Source organism: Nocardioides pocheonensis (assembly GCF_003725535.1).
GTDB lineage: Bacteria > Actinomycetota > Actinomycetes > Propionibacteriales > Nocardioidaceae > Marmoricola > Marmoricola pocheonensis.
In genome coordinates this window covers 453,458-474,772 of record NZ_RJSF01000019.1, presented here as the reverse complement: position 1 = coordinate 474,772, position 21,315 = coordinate 453,458, and the positions used below count along the sequence as shown (strand labels likewise).

Genomic DNA, 21,315 nt, shown 5'->3' with positions numbered 1-21,315 from the left:
GTCCTCTCAGTCGATGGGGATGTCGACCAGAGAACGACCGGAGTCGAGCGCGGTCACGTCCTCGACGATCCTGCGGGCCAGCGTCTGCGGGGTGAGGCCGATCCGCTCGAGGATCGCCTCGCGCTTGGCGTGCGGCAGGAACTCCTGCGGGATGCCGTGCAGCCGGAACGGGGTGCGCACGCCCTCGTCGTTGAGCAGCGCCAGCAGGTTGGCACCGAAGCCACCGACGCGGCCGTTGTCCTCGATGCTCACCACGAGGCGGTGCGCCGCGGCGAGCGGGACGAGAGCCGGGTCGATCGGCTTGACCCAGCGCGGGTCGACGACCGTGACCCCGATGCCCTGGTCGGTGAGTCGCCGGCCGACCTCGACCGCCGTCGCCGCCATGGCTCCCGGGGCGACGATCAGCACGTCGCGGCCGCCTCGGCGCACGAGCACGTCGCAGCTGCCGGCCCGGTCGACGGCGGGGATGTCCTCGGCCGGGGGCGCGCCCTTGGGCAGCCGCACCATCGTGGGGGCGTCCTCGACGGCGACGGCCTCGCGCAGCAGCTCGCGCACGCGGGCGCCGTCACGCGGTGCGGCCAGCCGCAGCCCCGGGACGACCTGGAACACCGACATGTCCCACATGCCGTTGTGGCTGGCGCCGTCGTCGCCCGTGACTCCCGCGCGGTCGGTCACGAAGGTCACGCCGCACTCGTGCAGCGCGACGTCCATGAGCACCTGGTCGAAGGCGCGGTTCATGAAGGTGGCGTAGATCGCGACCACCGGGTGCAGCCCGCCCATGGCCAGGCCGGCGGCACTGGTCACGGCGTGCTGCTCGGCGATGCCGACGTCGAAGGTGCGCTCGGGGAACCGGGCCGCGAACCGGTCCAGCCCGACCGGGTAGAGCATCGCGGCGGTGATCGCCACGACGTCCTTGCGCTCCTCGCCGATCGCGACGATCTCGTCGGAGAAGAAGTCGGTCCAGATCCGCCCCTTCGGCGAGCCCACGCCGGTCTCGACGTCGAACGGCCCGATCTGGTGGAACTGGTCGGCCTCGTGGCGCTCGGCCGGGTCGTAGCCGAAGCCCTTCTGGGTGATCACGTGCACGATCACGGGTCCGCCGAAGCGCTTCGCCTGGGCGAGCGCCTGCTCGACAGCGACCCGGTCGTGCCCGTCGATCGGGCCGACGTACTTCAGGCCGAGGTCCTCGAAGAGGCCCTGTGGAGCGAGCGCGTCCTTCATGCCCTTCTTCATCGCGTGCAGCGCGTCGTACACCGCGGGGCCGACCCCGCGGACGCCGTTGAGCCGCCGCTTGACCTGGTCGAGCACCTGCTCGTAGCGGGGGTTGGTGCGCAGCGTGGTCAGGTGCTTGGCGAGGCCGCCGACGGTCGGCATGTAGGACCGTCCGTTGTCGTTGACCACCATGACCAGCCGCCGGTCGTCGCCCACCGCGATGTTGTTCAGCGCCTCCCAGGCCATGCCGCCGGTCAGGGCGCCGTCGCCGATCACGGCGACGACGTGACGGTCCTCGCCCCGGATCGCGTAGGCCTTGGCGAGCCCGTCGGCGTAGGACAGCGACGTGGAGGCGTGGGAGTTCTCCACGAGGTCGTGCTCGGACTCAGCCCGGCTCGGGTAGCCGGAGATCCCGCCCTCGGTGCGCAGCGAGTCGAACTGGCCCGCCCTGCCGGTGAGCATCTTGTGGACATAGGCCTGGTGGCCGGTGTCGAAGACGATCCTGTCCCGCGGCGAGTCGAAGACCCGGTGGAGCGCCAGGGTCAGCTCGACGACGCCGAGGTTGGGACCCAGGTGCCCGCCGCGCGGCGCGCAGGTGCGCACCAGCTCGTCGCGGATCTCCGCCGCGAGGTCGACGAGCTGGCGCTCGTCGAGGTCACGGAGGTCCTGCGGCCCCGAGATCGACTCCAACAGCCCCATGCTGTCCCGCCTGCCTCTCGTGCCTGGTGCTCGTGCCGTGCGCCCGTCCCGGAACCGTAGAAGTCTACAGACCTCACACGGCGATCACGGCCACCGCCGGCTCGTGCAGGCTGCCCAGCCAGAGCCGGCCGTCGTGCTCGCGGACCCCCGTCACCATGTGGTAGCCGGACGCATCCCCGCTCACGTCGTGCACCAGCGTGCCGGCGTCGTCGAAGGCCATCGCCCGCACGGTCCGCTTCGGCTTCGGCTGGAGCCGCTCCGGGATCCGCGTGACCACCTTGCGCAGCGGCATCGGAGCGTGGTGGAGCATCTCCACGACAGGGTCGCGCGGCGAGGCGATCGTCACCCAGATCAGCCCGTCGGAGCCGCGCGCGATGTTGTCGGGGTAGCCGGGCAGGTCCGAGCACAGCAGGTCGCGCTGGCCGGCCCGGTCACCGGTCAGCCACAGCCGTACGACGGTCCGCGCGGCCGTCTCCGCGACCGCCACGTAGGACTCGTCGGCCGCGAGCGCGACGCCGTTGGCGAAGGCCAGGCCGTCCAGCTGCTGCTCGACGGTCCCGTCGGCGCGGCGGCAGGCCAGGCGGCCGGTGTGGGTGTCCTGGACGAAGTCGTCCTTCCACCGCTCGATGCCGTAGAGGGCGGAGCTGTCCGAGAACCAGATGTCGCCGTTGCGGGCGACCGCCGCGTTGTTGCAGAACACCATCCGGCGCCCGTTCACGGTGTCGACCAGCCGCTCGACCGCGCCGGTGGCGGTCTCCATGGCGAGGAGTCCCTGGCGCGCGTCCGCGACCAGCAGCCGGCCGTCGGGCAGCAGCTCGAGGCCCAGCGGGCGGCCGCCGGTGTGGCCGACGACGTCGACCCGGCTGCCGTCGGGCCGGAGCCTGAAGACGCTGCCGTCCTCCGTGCCGGTGTACACGAGCCCGTCGTCGGCGACGACGACGTCCTCGGCGCCCATGGCCGGGACGGGGTGGACGGTGACGGGTCTCACGAAGCCCTCCTGAAGGAGCGGTACAGGTCGGAGGCCAGGAAGTCGGGCACGAAGTGCCGGGTCGACTCGGCCAGGTCGAGGGTGGGGATCACGGCCGGCTCCACGAACACGATCTGACGGCCCTCGCCGACGACGATGTCCGCGTCGGTGAGGTCCACCCCCGCGGCGTACAGGTGGTAGCGGCCACGGAAGCCGTCGTCGTAGGCGAACTGCGCGTCCTGCCAGAGCCGCAGCGTGCCCGCAGGCAGCGCCACCCCGGTCTCCTCGAGCAGCTCGCGGTAGGCCGCCGGCTCGAACTCCTCGCCGTCCTCGACGTGACCGCCGACCATCCCCCACTGGTTCGCGGCGCGCGGTGCTCCCTCGTCGCGTTCCTGCAGCAACACCCAGCCGCGGGGGTCGACGAGCAGCACGACGGCGAGCGGCACGGGATCCATGGGCCCACCCTAGGGGGACGCGCACCGGTCACATGCGAGCGACGTACCGCCGGCCGCGGAGCGCCTCCTCGACGAGCCCGACCGCACGTCGTACGCCGATCAGCCGGGCGGCCTCCCGGTGCCACGTGTCGATCGCCGCGGCGATCTCGACCTCGTCGGCCACGTCGCGCAGCACCCCGCGCGCCTCGCTCAGCCCGCGGTTGACCGCCGCCTGGCTCGCCTCCACGTGCAGCACCGCGAAGCGGGCGAGCACGAGCGGGTGCCGCCGCAAGCCCGGGTAGCCGCGGTAGTCCGGCGGGCAGACGTCCAGCAGCCAGCTCACCGCGGTCGGCTCCCACCCCGGGACTCCCGGCGCCCGGACCCCGGGCGGCCACCCGGGCGGCGCGTACGGCGGCGCCCCGGGAGGGGCCGTCCGGGGCACCGGGTCGGGCTCGCGTCGTGGCGTGAACACGCTCCGATTTTCGCACACTTGTTCGAGCGACGTCACCGCCCGGACCCCTGAAGCGCGTCAGGACCGCGTGCGCGGACCGCCCAGAGGGTGCCCGGCCCGGCCGGGTCCTTTGGTCCGAAATGTCCGAGTGATCTGGACCACTTCGCCGTTTTCCTAGACCAGTTCGGCGAAATCGTGTCATGAACCTTCAGCAACCGCGTTTCTCTGCCGAACCGCCCACCAGGGCCCACAGACAGGGAAGCCGATGGACAGCAAGCTCACCACCACCTCGACCACCGCGGTGCAGATCGCCACGGTGGACGCCGAGGTCGACCACACCCTGGTCGCTGAGTTCGTCTACGACCCCACCGACGCGTGCGCGGTCACGATGGTGCTGCAGACGCAGTCCGGTCCGGTCCACTGGACCTTCGCCCGCGAGCTGCTCGTCGACGGACAGTACGAGCCGTCCGGCGACGGTGACGTCCACATCTGGCCGTGCCTGAGCGCGTGCGGCGAGGCCGTCGTCATCGTCGAGCTCTGCTCCCCCGCCGGCGAGACCCTCCTGCAGTTCCCCAGCCGGGCGGTCCAGGACTTCGTCTACTCCTCGCTCGACGCGGTCCCGCTGGGTCGCGAGAAGGTCGACGTCGACGGCTGGCTCGAGCAGCTGCTCGCCGGCTGACCGCTCACCCGTCCCGCAACCGCTCCTCGACCCGCTCCACCTTCGCCGCCAGCTGCCCGGTCTCGAAGCCACGGCGGAGGTCCGCCTTGAGCACGAGGCCGACCCGCGGGGACGTCTCCGCCACCCGGAACACCGCCTCCTTCACCACCGCCATCACCTCGTCCCACTCGCCCTCGATGTTGGTGAACATCGCGTTGGTCTCGTTCGGCAGGCCGGACTCCCGGATCACCCGTACGGCGTCCGCGACCGCGTCGCTGACTCCCCCGGTCTCGTCGGCTCCGGACGGACTGATGCTGATGGCCACGATCATGGGGCGAGGCTAGCGAGCCGGCCGTCCCGGAACAGCACGACGTCCCGCGGACCGGCCGTCTGGGCGACCCGTCCGCAGGACGTCTGCGCGAAGAAGGCTCAGCTGCGGCGGAGGTTCCGCAGCACGTACTGCATGATGCCGCCGTTGCGGTAGTAGTTCGCCTCGCCCGGGGTGTCGATCCGGACGACCGCGTCGAACTCCAGGTCGCCGGCCTTCACCTTCACGGTCCGCGGCGTGGTGCCGTCGTTGAGCTCCGTGACACCGGTGATCGAGAAGGTCTCCTCACCGGTCAGGCCGAGCGACTCCGCGTTCTGGCCCTCGGGGAACTGCAGCGGCAGCACGCCCATCCCGATCAGGTTGGAGCGGTGGATCCGCTCGTAGGACTCCGCGATCACGGCCTTCACGCCGAGCAGCGCGGTGCCCTTGGCGGCCCAGTCGCGCGAGGAGCCCGAGCCGTACTCCTTGCCGGCGAGCACGACCAGCGGTGTGCCGGCGGCGACGTACTTCTCCGAGGCCTCGAAGACCGTGGTCACCGGACCCTCGGGGTCGGTGAAGTCGCGGGTGAAGCCGCCCTCGGTGCCCGGTGCGAGCTGGTTGCGCAGCCGGATGTTGGCGAACGTGCCGCGGATCATCACCTCGTGGTTGCCACGGCGCGAGCCGTAGGAGTTGAAGTCGCGCTGCTCCACGCCGTGCTCGGAGAGGTACGTCCCCGCCGGCGAGTCCTTCTTGATCGCACCGGCCGGCGAGATGTGGTCGGTGGTGACGGAGTCGCCGAGCTTGAGCAGCACCCGGGCGCCCTCGATGTCGGTGACCGGGGTGGGCTCGTCGGGCATGCCGTCGAAGTACGGCGCACGGCGCACGTACGTCGAGTCCGGGTCCCAGGCGAACGTGTTTCCCTCGGGCGTCGGCAGCGACTGCCAGCGCTCGTCACCGGCGAACACGTCGGCGTAGTCGTTCGTGAACATCTCGGCCGTGATGGCTCCGGCGATGGTCTCCTCGACCTCGGCCGGCGAGGGCCAGATGTCCTCGAGGAACACGTCGTTGCCGTCGGTGTCCTGGCCGAGCGGCTCGGTGTAGATGTCGACGTCCATCGTGCCGGCCAGGGCGTAGGCGACCACCAGCGGCGGCGACGCGAGGTAGTTCATCTTGATGTCCGGGTTGATCCGGCCCTCGAAGTTGCGGTTGCCCGACAGCACCGAGACCACCGCGAGGTCCTTCTCGTTGACCGCGGCCGAGACCTCGGGGATCAGCGGCCCGGAGTTGCCGATGCACGTGGTGCAGCCGTAGCCGACGAGGTTGAAGCCGAGCTTGTCGAGGTACGGCGTCAGGCCGGCGCGCTCGTAGTAGTCGGAGACCACCTTCGAGCCGGGGGCCAGCGTGGTCTTGACCCACGGCTTGCGCTGCAGGCCCTTCTCCACGGCCTTCTTGGCGAGCAGGGCCGCGCCGATCATCACCGAGGGGTTCGAGGTGTTCGTGCACGACGTGATCGCCGCGATCGTCACCGCGCCGTGGTCGAGGGTGAACCGCGTGCCGTCGGCGAGCGTCACCTCGACCGGGTTGCTCGGGCGGCCACCGTCCTTCGGCGCCGCGGAGAGGTGGTCGCTCGGGGCCGCCTCGCCGTGACCGTTGGAGGGCGAGTCGGAGGCCGGGAAGGACTCGGCGACCGCCTCGTCGTACCCCTCCTCGTCGCCGCCCTCGGCCGGCGTCACGTAGTCGGCGAGCGCGCCGCGGAAGGACTGCTTGGCGTCGGTGACCTGGATGCGGTCCTGCGGCCGCTTCGGCCCGGCGATCGACGGCACGACGGTCGCGAGGTCGAGCTCGAGGCGCTCGGAGAACCGCGGCTCGGCGGCCGGGTCGTGCCAGAGGCCCTGCTCCTTGGCGTAGGCCTCGACCAGCGCGAGCTGCTCCTCGGAGCGGCCGGTCAGGCGGAGGTACTTCACCGTCTCCTCGTCGACCGGGAAGACCGCGATCGTCGAGCCGAACTCCGGGCTCATGTTGCCGATCGTGGCGCGGTTGGCCAGCGGCAGCGCGGAGACGCCCTCGCCGTAGAACTCCACGAACTTGCCGACCACGCCGTGCTTGCGCAACATCTCGGTGATGGTCAGCACGAGGTCGGTGGCGGTGGAGCCGGCCGGCAGCTCTCCGGAGAGCTTGAAGCCGACGACCCGCGGGATCAGCATCGACACCGGCTGGCCGAGCATGGCCGCCTCGGCCTCGATGCCGCCGACGCCCCAGCCGACCACGCCGATGCCGTTGACCATCGTGGTGTGCGAGTCGGTGCCGACACAGGTGTCGGGGTACGCGACGCCGTCACGCACCATCACGACGCGCGCGAGGTGCTCGATGTTGACCTGGTGGACGATGCCGGTGCCCGGCGGCACGACCTTGAAGTCGTCGAAGGCGCCCTGGCCCCAGCGCAGGAACTGGTAGCGCTCGCGGTTGCGCTCGTACTCGATCTCGACGTTGCGCTCGAACGACTCCGGCGTGCCGAACACGTCCGCGATCACGGAGTGGTCGATGACCATCTCGGCCGGCGCGAGCGGGTTGATCTTGGTGGCGTCGCCGCCCAGGTCGGCCATCGCCTCGCGCATGGTGGCGAGGTCGACCACGCACGGCACGCCGGTGAAGTCCTGCATGATCACGCGGGCCGGGGTGAACTGGATCTCCTTGTCCGGCTGGGCGTTCTCGTCCCAGCCGGCCAGGGCGCGGATGTCGTCGGCGGTGATGTCGGCGCCGTCCTCGGTGCGCAGGAGGTTCTCCAGCAGCACCTTCAGCGAGAACGGCAGCGAGTCGACGTCGAGCCCGTCACCCTTCACGGCGTCGAGCCGGTAGATCTCGTACGACGCGTCGCCGACCTCGAGGGTGCTCTTCGCACCGAAGCTGTCCTTGCTCGTTCCCGCGCTCGCCATCGACGTCTCCTCAAGTCCGGGTGCCTGCGGTGCTGACCCTGGGGCCATCCTCCGGCCCATCTTGCCCACCCCGCGCGACGCGGTGGAAGGCGGTCTCACCGAAACCACATTATCTTGATATCAAGATACACGAGGTCGACACGTCTACGACACCGGGCCCCGGCCGCGGACCCGCTGGATCGCGTCGGCGTGGACCTGCGGGTCGGAGGCGAACTGCTCCCCGGGCGCGTGCGGACCGTAGACCACGATCTCGTCGAACCCCAGTGCCAGCGCCCGCTCGACCGCCTCCTCGTACGCCGGGACGCTGCGGGTCGGCCGGGCCGCGCCGTACCCGACGAGCAGCGAGCGCCGCAGGGTGGCCGGGTCCCGGTCCTCCGCCTCACAGGCGGCCGTCATCCCGGCGGCCTGGGCGGCCACCGCCTCCCAGTACTCCTCGACCGACGACAGGCTGGACCCCGGGCCGCCGTAGGTGTTCCACGCGTCCGCGTGGCGCGCCGCGAGCCGGAGCGTCCGCGGACCGTGCGCGGCGAGCATCAGGTAGGGCTTCCGCGCGCCGGGCGGCAACGGCGTGGTCTCCAGGCCCGCGAACGACCGCGTCCGTCCGGCCCACTCGGTCGCGCCGTCGAGGACGGCGGCCAGCCCCTCGACCACGTCGACCAGCCGCTGGTGCATCTCCCGCGGCGTGGGGTCCTCACCGCGGTCGGCGACCGAACACCGCGGGGAGCCCGCGCCGAGCCCGAGCACGAGCCGGCCGGCCGCGACGTCGTCGACGGTGGCCGCCAGCCGCGCGAGTGCCACCGGCGAGTGCAGGGTCGCCGAGGCGACCAGCGTGCCGAGCCCGATGCCGGTGGTGACCCCGGCAGCGGCAGCCAGGGTGGTGAACCCGTCACCCAGCCAGCCCCCGGCCGCCGTGGGATGGGTCAGGTGGTCGTAGACGTAGGCCACGTCGTAGCCGACGTCCTCGGCCCAGCGGAAGTCGTCGGCGAGCTCTCGCCAAGGACGGGTCTGCGGGAACACCACACCGAGTCGCACGGCACCATCCTGCCCCCCCGCTCACGGCGCCGAGGACTCCTCGTCGTCACCGGCGGGCAGCAGGAGCGCGACGCACTCGACGTGGTGGGTCATCGGGAAGACGCACATGGCCCTGAGCGTGACGGCGAGGCTTTGCGATCGACAGCGGTCACCAGGCGAATTGAGTCCCTGACCTGCGGCGATGCCGGTTGATGACCTTGATGGCGTCGGCCCGCCTCTGCGGCCGCCTGCGATCCGAAGAGGGCCCAAACCGAGCCCGCGCACAACCCGCCTCCGCTCGTCACAAACAAGCACAGGCGCATGTCGCCGGCCGCATGCGCGGCCAGGCGCCGACACGGCACACTCGAGCAGGCTCCTAGACGGCAGCATCACGAGTGCCGACGCGCTCGGGGCCCGCTCAAGCTCTCCTGGCCCTCTGATCACTTCTTGGCGTAGAGATGATCTTGCAGTTCCCACGCGCGGAGTTTCGTCAGGGCACCAATGGTCTCCGCAAGAGCCGTTCGATTGGTTCCGGACACCGCCCGTCTACGTGTCGGCTACTTGACCTCGGAGCGGCGCAGGGACAGCAGCCCGGGGACGAGGGGAAGGACGATCCAGATCATCGTGGTCGAGCCGAGCATCGCCCACTCCTTGACAGTGTTCGTGGCGCCATCGAGGAGCGCCACCTGCGTGTAGTGCCAGTCGATCCACGGCTGCAGGTCCTCGAACCACGAACGCACCTGAGCCAGGAGCGCGAGAATGCCGGGCATGACTAGTGAAGCGACGAAGTAGCCCACGATCGCGGCCGCGGAGTTGCGCAGCACGACACCGAGTGCGAAGCCGAAGGCCATGCCCACCAGGTTGTAGAGCACCATCTGGAGTGCCATGGACAACGAAATGTCCCACGCGGTGTCGACGCCTGCGAGTGCTGACCCGGCCACGTTGCCGAGGGCGCCAACCGCAAAGGCGACGGAGACGGCGCCGAGGCCCACCAGGAGGGTCGCGATCGCCTTGGCGCCGATCACGCGTTCGCGGCTCGGCACCAGCGTGAACGTGGTGAGCCCACTTCGCTGGCTCCACTCACCCGTGACGGCCAGGATCGCGATGATCGGCAAGATCACTGACATCGGGAACCCGCTCGCCCTCACGAAGTTCTGGTAGGTGACGTCGCTGTTGACGCCGAGGACGAGGAGCGACCCGGCCGAGATGGGCGACAGGGCGCCGATGCTGATGAGCATCCAGAATCCCGAGCGGGTGTTGAACATCTTGCGCAGCTCGACCTTGACGAGTCGGGTGGCCGGGATGGGTTGGGCGGTCCGTCGGGCCGGCTCGGCCTCGATGGTGTCGGGAGGGATGATCGTGGCGGTCATGCCGCAACTCCTTCGCGTTGGGTGTCGGCGGTGAGCGAGAGGAACATGTCTTCGAGCCCGGTGCCCTCGGCGGACCGGAGCTCGGTCAGCGGGATCCCGGCGGTCAGGGCCACGGATCCGACCCGAGCGGGGTCAGCGTCCGTGCGGACCGAGCCGTCTCCTGCGAGTGTGCTGGGGATCCCTGCCTGTTCGAGGGCGTGAGCGAGGTCGCGCGGTGACGTCGAGCGGGCGAGCGTCCCGGCCGCGGCCAGCAGCTCTTCCTTGGTGCCGGCCGCGACGATCTTGCCGTTGCCGATCACGACCAGGTCGTCGGCGATGACCTCGATCTCGTGGAGCAGGTGTGAGGACAACAGGACGGTGCCGCCCTGGTTGGCGAAGTCCGTGAGCAGGTCGCGCATCCACCGGATCCCCGCGGGGTCGAGCCCGTTGGCGGGCTCGTCGAGGATCAGCACCCGGGGGTCGCCGAGCAGTGCGGTGCCGATGCCCAGTCGCTGACGCATGCCGAGGGAGTAGTTGCGCACCCGGCGCTTGGCCTCCGAGGATGTCAGGCTGACGAGCTCGAGCATCTCGTCGACGCGGCGGCGGGGCAGACCCATGGTGGCGGCGGCGATCGTGAGGATCTCGTGTCCGGTGCGGCCGGCGTGCTGGGCGGAGGCGTCCAGGAGGACGCCCACCTCGAGGCCGGGGTTGGGGAGGTCAGCGAACCGGACGCCGTCGATGGTGGCCGAGCCGGACGTCGGCGCGGTCAGACCCACCATGACGCGCATCGTGGTGGACTTGCCGGCGCCGTTCGGGCCGAGGAAGCCGGTGACGCGACCGGGCAGGGCGGTGAAGGAGACGTTGTCGACGGCGGTGAAGCCGGCGTACCTCCGGGTCAGTGACTCAACAGTGATCATGTGACAACCCTCGCCGCGTCGCGGCGTGAGCACATCGGCGTCGAGGCCGGACCCGCCTCGGCCGCTGGGAGGAGCGGCGTCTCGTTCTTTTGGCCGGTCCCCGACGCCTGGGCGGTCCCTAGGCTGGGTGTGTGATCACCAACGCCCTGCGCTCGCTGTGGGCGGAACCCCGCGCTGCCGACGCCCCCGAACGGGGGTGGCGCGACTGGGTGCTGGTCGGTGTGCTGGTGACGGCGGCGCTGCTGGAGGGAGTCCTCCGGGAGGACGTCGCCTGGCGACCAATCGCGATGATCTTGGCGGTTGGCCTCGCGGCGGTGCTTCTGTGGCGGCGTACCCGGCCGTTGGCCTGTGTCGTGGTGGGTTTCGGCACCGCGATGGTGTTGGGGTTGGCGACCCTGGCGGGCGGGGCCCCCAATGTCGGCCTCGACACGATGGTCTACGTCGTCCTGGTTCTCGTCTATGCGCTGGTCCGCTGGGGCTCAGGGCGGGAGATCGTGATCGGGCTGGCGGTGGTGGGGGTCGCTGCGGTCATCGGTATGGTCGCCGACGCCACCGGGCCTGGCGAGATCATCGGTGGCTTCGGCATCCTGACCGCGGCGGCGGCGGGCGGAGCGGCGTTCCGCTACCGCGCCGAGAGCTGGCGTCGGGCGTTGGACCAGGTCCGCAACCACGAGCGGGTCGGCCTCGCGCGCGAGCTGCACGACATGGTCGCCCACCATGTCTCGGCCATCGCGGTCCAGGCGCAGGCCGGCCGGGCGATGGCCGGGCAGCGACCTGAGGCGGCGCTCGAGGCGCTGACGGCCATCGAAGGTGAGGCGTCGCGGACGCTGGCGGAGATGCGGGCGATGGTCCGGGTACTGCGTGACGGGGCGCCGGCGGAGTACAACCCCCAGCCTGGCGTTGCCGACCTGGTGTCCCTCGCCCGCCGGGACCCGGTCCCGGTCGTCGACGTGGAGCTGCCCGATGACCTCGACCCACTCCCGCAACCAGTCGACGCGGCGGTCTATCGGCTGGCGCAAGAGGCGCTGACCAACGCCCTGCGACACGCCCGCAACCCCTCGCGAGTTGAGATCCGGGTCGTCCAGGCTGAAGGCAGCCTGCGGCTGCGCGTGACCGACGACGGACAGATCGATCCGGCGCGGCCGGTGAGCAACGGCTTCGGGCTGCTGGGGATGACCGAGCGCGTGCACCTGCTCGGCGGCACGCTCCGCGCCGGACCGGCGCCCGCAGGCGGGTGGACCGTCGACGCCGATCTGCCGACTGAGGTAGGCCGATGACGGTGCGCGTGCTGGTGGCCGACGACCAAGATCTCGTGCGGACCGGCCTGTCCATGATCCTGGACGCCCAGCCCGACATCGAGGTCGTCGGCCAAGCCGCCGACGGCAACGTCGCGGTCGAGCTGGCTCGTCAGCTCCACCCCGACGTGTGCCTGGTCGACATCCGGATGCCCGGGCTCGACGGAATCGAGGTGACCGAGCTCCTGGCCGGGCGGAACGTCCCGGACCCGATCGCGGTGGTGGTGATCACGACTTTCGACCTCGACGAGTACGTCCACGGCGCGCTTCGGGCCGGCGCCCGAGGCTTTCTACTCAAGGACGCCGGGCCGGAACTGCTCGTCCAGGCCGTGCATGCCGCCGCGGTCGGCGATGCCCTGATCGCTCCGAACATCACCCGAAGGCTGCTGTCCACCCTGGCTGCCAGGGAACCCTCGCGCCGAAGTACCCAACCGATCGAGCCCCTCACCGACCGCGAAGAAGAGGTGCTCGCGCTGGTCGCCCGCGGCCGTACCAACGCCGAGATCGCCGCCGACCTCTTCATCGGCCTGACGACCGCCAAAACCCACGTCGCAAGCCTGCTGACCAAGATCGGCGCCCGCAACCGGGTCGAGATCGCGATGTGGGCCTACGACACCGGCCGGATGGAGGACTGAAGCCGCCGTCCAAGGACTCGGCGAAGCCGTTGCGCCGTATATGACGCGGCGGCCGGCCGAGGGGGTGCCGCACGTGCTCACCTCTTCACGAGATGCGCAACGCACTCCACATGGGAAGTCATCGGGAACAGGTCGAACGCCCGCAGGTCGTCGAGCCGGTAGCCGGCGTCGCGGAAGTACGCCACGTCCCGGGCCAGCGCCGCCGGGTCGCAGGCGACGTAGGCGACCGCACGCGGGCGCAGCGCGGCGACGGCCTCGACCACCTTCCGCTTGGCGCCCTCCCGCGGCGGGTCGAGGACCACGAGGTCGATCCCGCGCGTGGTCGACCCGAAGCCTCGGGCCAGCACCTGGTCGACGCGACCGGTCCGCGTCGCGGCCTGGGGAAGGTCGGCGAGGTTCTCGCCGGCCAGCTCGCTCGCCCGACGGCTGCCCTCGACGCTGACCACTCCCCCGGCGCGGCCGACGGCGTCGGCGAGGAACACGGAGAACAGCCCCACGCCGGCGTACAGGTCCAGGGCGCGCTCGCCGGGACGCGGCCCCAGCATCGCGAGCACCGTCTCGACCAGCACGCGCGGTGCCTGCGGGTGGACCTGCCAGAACCCGTCCGCCTCCACGCGGAATTCACGCCCGAGCACGCGCTCGACGACCACGCCGTCGTCCTGGCCGGCGACCCTGGCGTCGGGGGCCGCGATCAGGCAGCGCTCGACGGCGACGACGTCGTGCGACCGGTGCTTGCGCAGGCCGCGGCCACCGCCCGGGAGCTCGACGTACTGCATCCGCGTGCGCCAGCCGAGGCCGTCGTCGGGCGCGTCGTCGGTCACCGGGACGGGTTCGACGACGACGTCGCGCTCGATGCCCGCGAGCCGCCGGAGCTGCTCGGCGACGACCTGGGCCTTGAGGCGCCGCTGCGCCGGGACCGCGACGTGCTGGAAGTCGCACCCGCCGCAGCCGCCCGGATGGGCCAGCGGGCAGGGCGCGTCGACCCGGTCGGGCGAGGCCTCGAGGACCTCCACGGCGTCACCGCGGAGGAAGGTCTTGTCGACCTCGGTGATCTCGACGACGACGCGCTCGTCGGGCAGCGCATGCCGGACGAACACCACCACGTCACGGGTCTCGGCAGGCTCGACCGCCGTAACAGGAGGTCGCAGCCGCGCGACCACGTGGCCGCCGTGCGCGACCGGACCCGTGCGGGCCTCGATCCGGTCACCGACGGCGAAGGGCCCAGGAGCGGGGGCGCTCACCGGCCGGTGCGCCCGCGGCGGACGTCACCCGGACGGAGCCGGGTGAGCTCCCAGTCCTCGCGCTCCTTGGCGATCTCCGAGCCCCGGAGCTGGTAGGGCACCGAGATGACCATGACGCCCGGGGTGAACAGCAGCCGGCCCTTGAGGCGCAGCGGGGTCTGGTTGTGCAGCAGCTGCTCCCACCACCGGCCCACGACGTACTCGGGGATGAACACCGCGACGACGCCGCGCGGGTTGTGCTGCCGGATCTCCATCGCGTACTGCACGATCGGCCGGATGATCTCGCGGTACGGCGAGTAGAGGACCTTGAGCGGCACGTCGATGTGGCGCTGGTCCCACTCCTCCATGAGCCGGTCGGACTGGTCCTGGTCGGAGGCGACGAACACCGCCTCCAGCACGTTCGGGCGGGTCGCCTTGGCGAACGCGAGGGCGCGCATGGTCGGCTTGTGCAGCTTGGAGACCAGCACCATCGCGTGCACCCGGGTCGGCAGCACCGGGTCCTCGTCGCCGACCACGAGCTCGTCGGCGACCCGGTCGTAGTGACGGCGGATGCTCTTCATGATCGCGAAGAAGACCACCATCGCCAGGATCGCGATCCAGGCACCGGCGAGGAACTTGGTGATCAGCACGATCACGAAGACGACCGCGGTCATCGCCAGGCCGAAGGTGTTGATCGCCCGCGAGCGGAACATCCGCCGGCGCGCGGCGGGATCGGTCTCGGTGCGCAGGTGGCGCGTCCAGTGCCGGATCATCCCCAGCTGGCTGAGGTTGAAGGACACGAAGACCCCGACGATGTAGAGCTGGATCAGCCGGGTCGGCTCGGCGTGGAAGGCGATGATCAGCACGACCGCCAGGCCGGCGAGGAAGAGGATCCCGTTGCTGTAGGCGAGCCGGTCGCCCCGCGAGCCGAGCTGGCGCGGCGCGAAGCCGTCCTTGGCCAGGATCGAGCCGAGCACGGGGAAGCCGTTGAACGCCGTGTTGGCGGCGAGGATCAGGATGATCCCGGTCATCGCGACGACGAAGTAGAAGCCGGGCGGGAAGTCGCTGAACACGGCCCTGGAGATCTGGGCGATCACGGTGTGCTCGTCGAACCCCTTGTGCAGCGGGCTGCCGTCGGGGTTGCGCAGGCGCTCGAGGTCGGCGGGGTCGACGTACTTCAGCCCCATCTGGCGGGCCAGCACGATGATGCTCAGCAGCATCGTGATCGCGATGCCGCCGAGAAGCAGCAGGGTCGTGGCGGCGTTCTTGCTCTTCGGCTTGCGGAACGCGGGCACGCCGTTGGAGATCGCCTCGACACCGGTCAGCGCGGCACAGCCGGAGGAGAAAGCCCGGGCGAGGAGGAACACCATCGCCGCGGTGCCGATGCTGCCGCCGTAGCCCGGTGCCGGGTGCAGCTGCAGCTTCGCGCTCTCGACGTCGGGAAGGGTGCCTGCCGTGGCGCGGATCGCGGCGTACACCGCCATCCCGATGACGCCGAGCATGAACCCGTACGTCGGGACCGCGAACCACGCACCCGACTCGCGCACGCCGCGCAGGTTCATCGCGGCCAGCGCGACCACGAGGATGCAGGCCCACTCCGTCTCGTGGTGGTTGATGAACGGCACCGCCGAGGCGGCGTTCTGCACACCCGAGGAGACCGACACCGCCACGGTGAGCACGTAGTCGACCAGCAGCGCGCTCGCGACGGTCACGCCCGCGGTCTGACCGAGGTTGACCGTCGCCACCTCGTAGTCGCCGCCGCCGCTGGGGTAGGCGTGCACGTTCTGGCGGTACGACGCGACCACGGTCAGCATCACCAGCGCGACCGCGATGCCGATCTTCCACGACCAGACGTACGTCGAGGCTCCGGCCACCGAGAGCATGATGAACACCTCGTCGGGCGCGTAGGCGACCGACGAGAGCGCGTCGCTGGCGAAGACGGGCAGCGCGATCCGCTTCGGCAGCAAGGTCTCCCCCAGCTGCGAGCTGCGGAGCTTGCGACCGACCAGGATCCGCTTGGAGAGACCACCGACGCCCACGAGCGTCAAGGCTAGGCCATCCCGGACGATTCGCCCGCGGCGCGGTCGCGGGGCCGCGGCGCCGTGCCCGGCAGGACCGGGAGCACCGGTGCAGTAGCGTTCCCCACGTGCACGTCGTGATCATGGGCTGTGGCCGCGTGGGGTCGACCCTGGCGCGGTCCCTGGAGGACCGCAACCACACCGTCAGCGTCATCGACAGCAACCCCGACGCGTTCCGGCGCCTCGGTCCGTCCTTCAACGGGCTGAAGGTCACCGGCTACGGGTTCGACCAGAAGGTGCTCGCCGACGCCGGCATCGAGCGGGCGGACGCCTTCGCCGCGGTCAGCAGCGGCGACAACTCGAACATCATCGCCGCGCGCGTGGCGCGCGAGACCTTCGGCATCCAGCAGGTCGTTGCCCGGATCTACGACCCCGGCCGCGCCGAGGTCTACCAGCGGCTCGGCATCACCACGGTCGCCACGGTGAAGTGGACGGCCGACCAGGTCCTGCGCCGGCTGCTTCCCGCCGGCGCCGAGCCGGACTTCCGCGACCCCTCGGGCACGATCCGGCTCGACCAGATCCCGGCCACCGAGCCGTGGATCGGCCACCGGACCGTGCAGTTCCAGGAGCAGTCGCTGTGCCGGATCGCCTGGATCGACCGGCTCGGCGAGGGCATGCTCCCGCAGCGGGACTCGGTGATCCAGGAGGGCGACCTGCTCCACGTGGTGATCCGCGAGGAGAACGCCGCGCACGCCTACCACACGATCGAGCACGGACCCGAGGAGGAGTGAGCACCCCATGCGCGTAGCCATCGCCGGAGCCGGTGCCGTCGGCCGGTCCATCGCCCGTGAGCTGATCACCAACGGTCACCAGGTGCTGCTGATCGACAAGGAGCCCGACTCCATCAAGCCGGAGCGGGTGCCCGACGCCGAGTGGCTGCTGGCCGACTCCTGCGAGCTCTCCTCTCTGGAGGAGGCGCGTCTGGAGCACTGCGACGTGGTGATCGCCGCGACCGGCGACGACAAGGCCAACCTGGTCACGTCGCTGCTGGCGAAGACGGAGTTCGGCGTGCCCCGCACCGTCGGTCGGGTGAACCACCCCAACAACGAGTGGCTCTTCACCGAGGCCTGGGGCGTGGACGTGAACGTCTCGACGCCCCGGATCATGTCGGCCCTGGTCGAGGAGGCGGTCACCGTCGGCGACCTCGTCCGGCTGTTCACCTTCCGCCAGGGCAACGCCAACCTGGTGGAGATGACGCTGCCCGCGGGCTCGCCGTACGTCGGCAAGCCGTCGGGCCTGATCCCGTTCCCGGAGAACGTCGCGCTCGTGACGATCCTGCGCGACGGCCTGGTCTACACGCCCGACCCCGAGCAGCCGGTCGAGGCGGGCGACGAGCTGCTGTTCGTCTGCCAGGCGGACTCCGAGGAGGAGCTCGAGCAGCTGCTCGCCCCGCGCGCCCACGACTGAGCCGCGGGCTCAGGCCTGCGAGTCGGCCGGCGTCTTGTTGCGGCTGAGCAGCCAGACCATCGCGGCCAGCGCGGCCACCTGGAGCGGCCAGCCCATCGCGAGCTTGGCGACGCCTAGCGTCGCGACGGCCGAGCTCTCGTCCCACCAGCCGTTGCGTCCGGCCAGGTAGACGGGCGCCTGCACGGCGACCCGGACGACGCAGGGCAGCACCAGCAGCCAGGTCAGCCGGCTGCACAGCCGGACCACGGCACGGTCCTGGCGCCACCCGGTCGGGTCGCCGGTCACTCCCCCGACCATGAAGCCGACGACGGGCCACCGGACGACGATGGTGAGCACCATCACCACCGAGTAGGCCGCGTTGTAGAGGATGCCGGGCAGGAAGTAGGCCAGCGCCTGGTCGTTCGCGTCGCCACCGCCGCGGGCCGCCCGGTAGGCGAACAGGCCGCCGATCCCGATGCCCACGAGGCTGTTGAGCACGAACTGGGGCGTGCTGCGCTGGACGATCCGCACCACCAGCAGCACCGCCGCGCACGCGATCGCGATCGCGAGCGAGGTCCGCAGGTGGTGGGTGGTCACGAAGAGCAGGGTGAAGGCGGCGGTCGGGACCGCGGCCTCCAGCATGCCCCGGCGACCGCCGAGGGCCGTCGCCAGCTGGCCGCGCACCACTTCCTCCACGGTGCCGACACTCGTGCCGGTGAGCTGCTCCACGCCCGTCCTCGTCTCGCTCAGTAGCGCAGGTCGTAGCGCGGGTTGTAGATCACCCGGGCACCCCCGTGGACACCGATCCGGCCGGTGACCCGGATCGAGCGACCGGGGAAGATCCCGGCGATCCTGCGGCGGCCCAGCCAGAGCACCGTGAGCGTGCCGGTGCCGTCGTAGAGCTCCGCCTCGAGGGCCGGTACGCCGCCACGCGGCCGCAGCGTCACGGTGCGCAGGCTGCCCTGCACGGTGACCAGCTCGCGGTCGGGGGCCTCGCTGATCGGCACGCACCCCGAGCGCACGGCGTGGCCGTGCAGCTCGACGGCCTCGGCGTGCGCCTGGTTCGCCCAGTCGCGCAGGCCGGTCCGGAGCCGTCCCTTGGTGAGTGACATGTGCTCAGCCTATTCCGCGGGGTCGCCCACGGCGGCGCCGTCGGCGTCGATCTGGGTCGCCTGCGGCGGCATCCGCAGCGGCAGGGCCTCACCGGGGGGCATCGCCTCGTTGCCCCGGCGGACGGCGAGCGTGCGCAGGGCGTGCTCGAAGGGTGCGGCGTACTCCGCGTCGACGGCGGGCCGTCCCGCCAGGGTCGCCCGGAGGAACCAGCGCGGACCGGTGTGACCGATCACCCGCGAGGGCTGCATCAGGGACTCACCGTTCGGTCCGGTCACCGGCACCTCGCAGAACAGCTCCGGGCCGAAGTCGCCCTCCTGCTCGGTGGCCGTCCCGCCGCGACGCGCGGTGTCCGCCGCGATCTCACGGCGCGCGTCGGCCCAGAGGTCGCCGCCGCGGGCGGAGGCGAACGCCCGGACCTCCAGGACGCCCTCCTCGGAGACCAGCAGCACCGTCATCACCGTGCCGCTCTGCTCGTCGACCTGCAGCCGCAGGTCGAGTCCGTCGGGCGGCTGCACGAGCAGGCTGCCCAGGTCGATGTAGGTGGCGTCCGGGTCGACCTCGCTGACGTCGAGCGGGCCGGTCGGGCTCACCGCGGCGGCCTCGGTCCCACCATCGCCCTCCGCCGAGCCGTCCACCGCGGCGAGGCCCTCGTGGTCGTCCGTGGCCTTCCTGCGTCCCAGCCTCATGCGAATCCTCCCGTCGATCCGTGACCCCCGGTGCCGCGCGCCGAGTCGGGCAGCTCGTCGACCTCGACGAAGTCGGCGGTCTCCACGCGCTGCACGACCAGCTGCGCGATGCGGTCACCGCGCTTCAGCTCGATCGGCGTCGCCCGGTCGAGGTTGACCAGGCACACCTGCACCTCCCCACGGTAGCCCGCATCGATGGTGCCGGGCGCATTGACGATCGAGAGCCCGGCGCGATGGGCCAGGCCGGAGCGCGGATGCACCAGGCCGACGTACCCGTCGGGCAGCGCGAGGGCGATGCCGGTGGGCACCAGGCGCCGCTCGCCCGGAGCCAGGCTGACGTCCTCGCGCGTGCACAGGTCGGCGCCGGCGTCGCCGGGGTGGGCGTACGCCGGCACCGGGAGCTCGGGGTCGAGCCGGACGATGCCGATCCGCACGCTCGCGCCGGTCTCGGGACCACGTCGCTCGCTCACGGGGTGCGACCCTACCTGCGTGGTCCGGGTGGCCTGATGTCAGGCTTTGCCCATGCCTGCCAGGGACCGGATCGCGCACGGCGCCGACCCGGCCGCCACGTACCGCGAGCGGCTGCACGTCCCGTTGCGCTGGTGGGTGCAGGCCACGATGTTCCTGGCCACGGCGTGGCTCGCGCTGATCGTGGCGCTGCCCGGCTGGCTGGCCTGGACCGCGTCGGGCGCGCTGCTCGCCCTCGTCTACGGGGTCTTCTGGTGGCTGGGCTCGGCGCAGGTGGAGGTGCGCGACGGCGTCCTGCACGCCGGCCAGGCGCAGGTCCCGCTCGCCCTCCTCGGCGCAGCGGAGGCCCTCGACAAGGACGCCACGCGCCTGGTCCACGGGGTCGAGGCGGACGCCCGGGCCTACCTGGTCACCCGGCCCTACATCTCGCGCTCGGTGCGGGTGCGGATCGAGGACCCGCGCGACCCGACGCCGTACTGGCTGATCTCCTCGCGCCACCCGCGCCAGCTCGCCGCGGCCCTGGGTGGGCCCGCCGAGGGTCCTCCGCATGGCGGCCCGCCGACCGGGCACTAGATCCTCGTCCAGCAATGCGCTCACCCCACCGCGGTCGGTGGACCGACGCTAAGGTTTGAGCCACCCGAACCGAGAGGCAACCATGTCGAAGGACGCCGGCAAGAAGGACAGCTCGAAGGTCTGGGGCATCTTCTCGCTGATCGCGGCCCTGGTCGCCGCGACCACGGCCCGCAAGGCGTTGAACGCCTCGTGGCGAGCCGCGACCGGGAAGCCGCCGCCGGCCAACCCGGCCTCGCCCGACGTCGAGATGCGCGAGGCGCTGCTGTGGGCCGCCGCGAGCGGCACCATCGTCGCGGTCGCGCGCATGCTGGCGACGCGGCGCGCGGCGCAGTACTACGCCCGCTCCACCGGGCACCTGCCGCCGGGCGTCGCCGACGACGCCTGAGCCACCGACGGCCCCCGACGACAGAACGGCCGCCTCCCCCAGAGGGGAGGCGGCCGTCGGTTCGTGTGCCGGCAGTCAGCCGGTCAGCATGGGTGGAGCATCGCCGGTCAGGCGCAGTCGCGACAGATCATCTTCTTCTCGTCGGCGAGCTGGCTGCGGTGGTGCACCAGGAAGCAGCTCATGCAGGTGAACTCGTCGTCCTGACGGGGCATCACCTCGACCGCCAGCTCCTCGTGGCTCAGGTCGGCCCCGGGCAGCTCGAACGACTCGGCCGCCTCGGCCTCGTCCTCGTCGACCTTGCCGGAGTTCTTGTCGTGACGCCGCGCCTTGAGCTCTTCGAGGCTGTCCTCGTTCTGCTCTTCCTCGGTCTTGCGTGGTGCGTCGTAGTCGGTCGCCATCGTCCCTCTCCTACCCTCCGGCCCTCGTGCTCGTCGGCACCGCCGGAGCGGTTCGTCCACGCCGTCCGCTTTGTGACGGCGCGCAGATTGTGCACCACAACGGGCGGAAGTGCACATCCATTCCGCGGTGTGTCCGCGGA

23 protein-coding genes are annotated in these 21,315 nt (G+C 71.3%); 7 read left to right on the top strand and 16 right to left on the bottom strand.

The window, feature by feature from the left end; genetic code table 11:
• Positions 1–6: 6 nt before the first annotated feature.
• From dxs to EFL26_RS08065, 4 genes are all read right to left on the bottom strand, one after another.
• Positions 7–1,911, bottom strand: a complete 1,905-nt coding sequence (dxs, locus tag EFL26_RS08080; RefSeq protein ID WP_123222351.1) for a 1-deoxy-D-xylulose-5-phosphate synthase — start codon at positions 1,909–1,911, stop codon at positions 7–9.
• 73 nt (positions 1,912–1,984) lie between these two features.
• Positions 1,985–2,899 (bottom strand): SMP-30/gluconolactonase/LRE family protein, encoded by a 915-nt coding sequence (locus tag EFL26_RS08075; protein ID WP_246000077.1) that lies wholly within the window; start codon positions 2,897–2,899, stop codon positions 1,985–1,987.
• On the bottom strand, positions 2,896–3,333 hold the full coding sequence (locus tag EFL26_RS08070; protein WP_123222350.1) for an NUDIX domain-containing protein: 438 nt from the start codon (positions 3,331–3,333) through the stop codon (positions 2,896–2,898). Before EFL26_RS08070 ends, EFL26_RS08075 begins: the two co-directional genes overlap by 4 nt.
• Positions 3,334–3,361: 28 nt before the next feature.
• Positions 3,362–3,784: a hypothetical protein gene (locus tag EFL26_RS08065; protein WP_221176871.1), complete on the bottom strand. Its 423-nt coding sequence runs from the start codon at positions 3,782–3,784 to the stop codon at positions 3,362–3,364.
• A 244-nt stretch (positions 3,785–4,028) separates the two neighbouring features.
• Here EFL26_RS08065 and EFL26_RS08060 point away from each other — a divergent pair, with 244 nt between their 5' ends.
• Positions 4,029–4,442, top strand: coding sequence for an SsgA family sporulation/cell division regulator (locus tag EFL26_RS08060; RefSeq protein ID WP_123222348.1), 414 nt, complete (start codon positions 4,029–4,031; stop codon positions 4,440–4,442).
• 4 nt (positions 4,443–4,446) lie between these two features.
• On the opposite strand, the gene EFL26_RS08055 is transcribed toward EFL26_RS08060, so the two are convergent.
• From EFL26_RS08055 to EFL26_RS08035, 5 genes are all read right to left on the bottom strand, one after another.
• A complete protein-coding gene (locus tag EFL26_RS08055) occupies positions 4,447–4,752 on the bottom strand; it encodes an MTH1187 family thiamine-binding protein (RefSeq protein ID WP_123222347.1) in 306 nt (101 codons plus the stop codon).
• 98 nt (positions 4,753–4,850) lie between these two features.
• Positions 4,851–7,661, bottom strand: a complete 2,811-nt coding sequence (locus EFL26_RS08050) for an aconitate hydratase (RefSeq protein ID WP_123222346.1) — start codon at positions 7,659–7,661, stop codon at positions 4,851–4,853.
• A 144-nt stretch (positions 7,662–7,805) separates the two neighbouring features.
• On the bottom strand, positions 7,806–8,693 hold the full coding sequence (locus EFL26_RS08045; protein WP_123222345.1) for an LLM class flavin-dependent oxidoreductase: 888 nt from the start codon (positions 8,691–8,693) through the stop codon (positions 7,806–7,808).
• A gap of 536 nt (positions 8,694–9,229) precedes the next feature.
• Entirely contained in the window at positions 9,230–10,042 is an 813-nt protein-coding gene (locus tag EFL26_RS08040; RefSeq protein ID WP_123222344.1) for an ABC-2 transporter permease, read from the bottom strand.
• Positions 10,039–10,938: an ABC transporter ATP-binding protein gene (locus EFL26_RS08035; protein ID WP_123222343.1), complete on the bottom strand. Its 900-nt coding sequence runs from the start codon at positions 10,936–10,938 to the stop codon at positions 10,039–10,041. The genes EFL26_RS08040 and EFL26_RS08035 overlap by 4 nt, the downstream gene beginning before the upstream one ends.
• A gap of 131 nt (positions 10,939–11,069) precedes the next feature.
• Between EFL26_RS08035 and EFL26_RS08030 the strand changes: the two genes are divergently transcribed.
• Positions 11,070–12,215 (top strand): sensor histidine kinase, encoded by a 1,146-nt coding sequence (locus EFL26_RS08030; RefSeq protein WP_123222342.1) that lies wholly within the window; start codon positions 11,070–11,072, stop codon positions 12,213–12,215.
• Entirely contained in the window at positions 12,212–12,868 is a 657-nt protein-coding gene (locus EFL26_RS08025; protein WP_123222341.1) for a response regulator, read from the top strand. Before EFL26_RS08030 ends, EFL26_RS08025 begins: the two co-directional genes overlap by 4 nt.
• A 77-nt stretch (positions 12,869–12,945) precedes the next feature.
• Here EFL26_RS08025 and EFL26_RS08020 read toward each other — a convergent pair whose 3' ends face one another.
• Complete coding sequence (locus EFL26_RS08020) at positions 12,946–14,109, bottom strand: class I SAM-dependent RNA methyltransferase (RefSeq protein ID WP_123222340.1); 1,164 nt, start codon at positions 14,107–14,109, stop codon at positions 12,946–12,948.
• Positions 14,106–16,127, bottom strand: a complete 2,022-nt coding sequence (locus EFL26_RS08015) for an APC family permease (protein WP_123222456.1) — start codon at positions 16,125–16,127, stop codon at positions 14,106–14,108. Before EFL26_RS08015 ends, EFL26_RS08020 begins: the two co-directional genes overlap by 4 nt.
• A 107-nt stretch (positions 16,128–16,234) precedes the next feature.
• Between EFL26_RS08015 and EFL26_RS08010 the strand changes: the two genes are divergently transcribed.
• Complete coding sequence (locus EFL26_RS08010; RefSeq protein ID WP_123222339.1) at positions 16,235–16,897, top strand: potassium channel family protein; 663 nt, start codon at positions 16,235–16,237, stop codon at positions 16,895–16,897.
• A gap of 7 nt (positions 16,898–16,904) precedes the next feature.
• Positions 16,905–17,573, top strand: coding sequence for a potassium channel family protein (locus EFL26_RS08005; RefSeq protein WP_123222338.1), 669 nt, complete (start codon positions 16,905–16,907; stop codon positions 17,571–17,573).
• Positions 17,574–17,582: 9 nt separating this feature from the next.
• On the opposite strand, the gene EFL26_RS08000 is transcribed toward EFL26_RS08005, so the two are convergent.
• From EFL26_RS08000 to dut, 4 genes are read right to left on the bottom strand one after another with little or no spacing between them, the layout of a single operon-like run.
• Positions 17,583–18,281, bottom strand: a complete 699-nt coding sequence (locus tag EFL26_RS08000; RefSeq protein WP_246000076.1) for a DUF3159 domain-containing protein — start codon at positions 18,279–18,281, stop codon at positions 17,583–17,585.
• 17 nt (positions 18,282–18,298) lie between these two features.
• Positions 18,299–18,664, bottom strand: a complete 366-nt coding sequence (locus EFL26_RS07995; RefSeq protein WP_123222337.1) for an OB-fold nucleic acid binding domain-containing protein — start codon at positions 18,662–18,664, stop codon at positions 18,299–18,301.
• A gap of 9 nt (positions 18,665–18,673) precedes the next feature.
• The gene (locus EFL26_RS07990; protein ID WP_123222336.1) at positions 18,674–19,351 is read right to left on the bottom strand and encodes a DUF3710 domain-containing protein; all 678 of its coding nucleotides are present in this window, start codon (positions 19,349–19,351) and stop codon (positions 18,674–18,676) included.
• On the bottom strand, positions 19,348–19,821 hold the full coding sequence (dut, locus tag EFL26_RS07985; RefSeq protein ID WP_221176870.1) for a dUTP diphosphatase: 474 nt from the start codon (positions 19,819–19,821) through the stop codon (positions 19,348–19,350). The genes EFL26_RS07990 and dut overlap by 4 nt, the downstream gene beginning before the upstream one ends.
• Positions 19,822–19,873: 52 nt before the next feature.
• Between dut and EFL26_RS07980 the strand changes: the two genes are divergently transcribed.
• Both EFL26_RS07980 and EFL26_RS07975 read left to right on the top strand, forming a co-directional pair.
• Entirely contained in the window at positions 19,874–20,392 is a 519-nt protein-coding gene (locus tag EFL26_RS07980; protein WP_123222335.1) for a DUF3093 domain-containing protein, read from the top strand.
• A gap of 82 nt (positions 20,393–20,474) precedes the next feature.
• Complete coding sequence (locus EFL26_RS07975) at positions 20,475–20,777, top strand: DUF4235 domain-containing protein (RefSeq protein ID WP_123222334.1); 303 nt, start codon at positions 20,475–20,477, stop codon at positions 20,775–20,777.
• Between the two features lie 107 nt (positions 20,778–20,884).
• Here the strand turns inward: EFL26_RS07975 and EFL26_RS07970 are convergent, their stop codons facing one another.
• On the bottom strand, positions 20,885–21,175 hold the full coding sequence (locus tag EFL26_RS07970) for a DUF4193 domain-containing protein (RefSeq protein WP_123222333.1): 291 nt from the start codon (positions 21,173–21,175) through the stop codon (positions 20,885–20,887).
• Positions 21,176–21,315 lie beyond the last annotated feature (140 nt).

Excerpts from the sequence above, each read along its gene's own strand:
- EFL26_RS07970 (WP_123222333.1), bottom strand. The coding sequence starts at position 21,175 with ATGGCGACCGACTACGACGCACCACGCAAGACCGAGGAAGAGCAGAAC.
- EFL26_RS08060 (WP_123222348.1), top strand. The coding sequence starts at position 4,029 with ATGGACAGCAAGCTCACCACCACCTCGACCACCGCGGTGCAGATCGCC.
- EFL26_RS08005 (WP_123222338.1), top strand. The coding sequence starts at position 16,905 with ATGCGCGTAGCCATCGCCGGAGCCGGTGCCGTCGGCCGGTCCATCGCC.
- EFL26_RS08055 (WP_123222347.1), bottom strand. The coding sequence starts at position 4,752 with ATGATCGTGGCCATCAGCATCAGTCCGTCCGGAGCCGACGAGACCGGG.
- EFL26_RS07980 (WP_123222335.1), top strand. The coding sequence starts at position 19,874 with ATGCCTGCCAGGGACCGGATCGCGCACGGCGCCGACCCGGCCGCCACG.
- EFL26_RS08050 (WP_123222346.1), bottom strand. The coding sequence starts at position 7,661 with ATGGCGAGCGCGGGAACGAGCAAGGACAGCTTCGGTGCGAAGAGCACC.
- EFL26_RS08070 (WP_123222350.1), bottom strand. The coding sequence starts at position 3,333 with ATGGATCCCGTGCCGCTCGCCGTCGTGCTGCTCGTCGACCCCCGCGGC.
- EFL26_RS07975 (WP_123222334.1), top strand. The coding sequence starts at position 20,475 with ATGTCGAAGGACGCCGGCAAGAAGGACAGCTCGAAGGTCTGGGGCATC.
- EFL26_RS08035 (WP_123222343.1), bottom strand. The coding sequence starts at position 10,938 with ATGATCACTGTTGAGTCACTGACCCGGAGGTACGCCGGCTTCACCGCC.
- EFL26_RS08025 (WP_123222341.1), top strand. The coding sequence starts at position 12,212 with ATGACGGTGCGCGTGCTGGTGGCCGACGACCAAGATCTCGTGCGGACC.
- EFL26_RS07990 (WP_123222336.1), bottom strand. The coding sequence starts at position 19,351 with ATGAGGCTGGGACGCAGGAAGGCCACGGACGACCACGAGGGCCTCGCC.
- dxs (WP_123222351.1), bottom strand. The coding sequence starts at position 1,911 with ATGGGGCTGTTGGAGTCGATCTCGGGGCCGCAGGACCTCCGTGACCTC.
- EFL26_RS07995 (WP_123222337.1), bottom strand. The coding sequence starts at position 18,664 with ATGTCACTCACCAAGGGACGGCTCCGGACCGGCCTGCGCGACTGGGCG.
- EFL26_RS08040 (WP_123222344.1), bottom strand. The coding sequence starts at position 10,042 with ATGACCGCCACGATCATCCCTCCCGACACCATCGAGGCCGAGCCGGCC.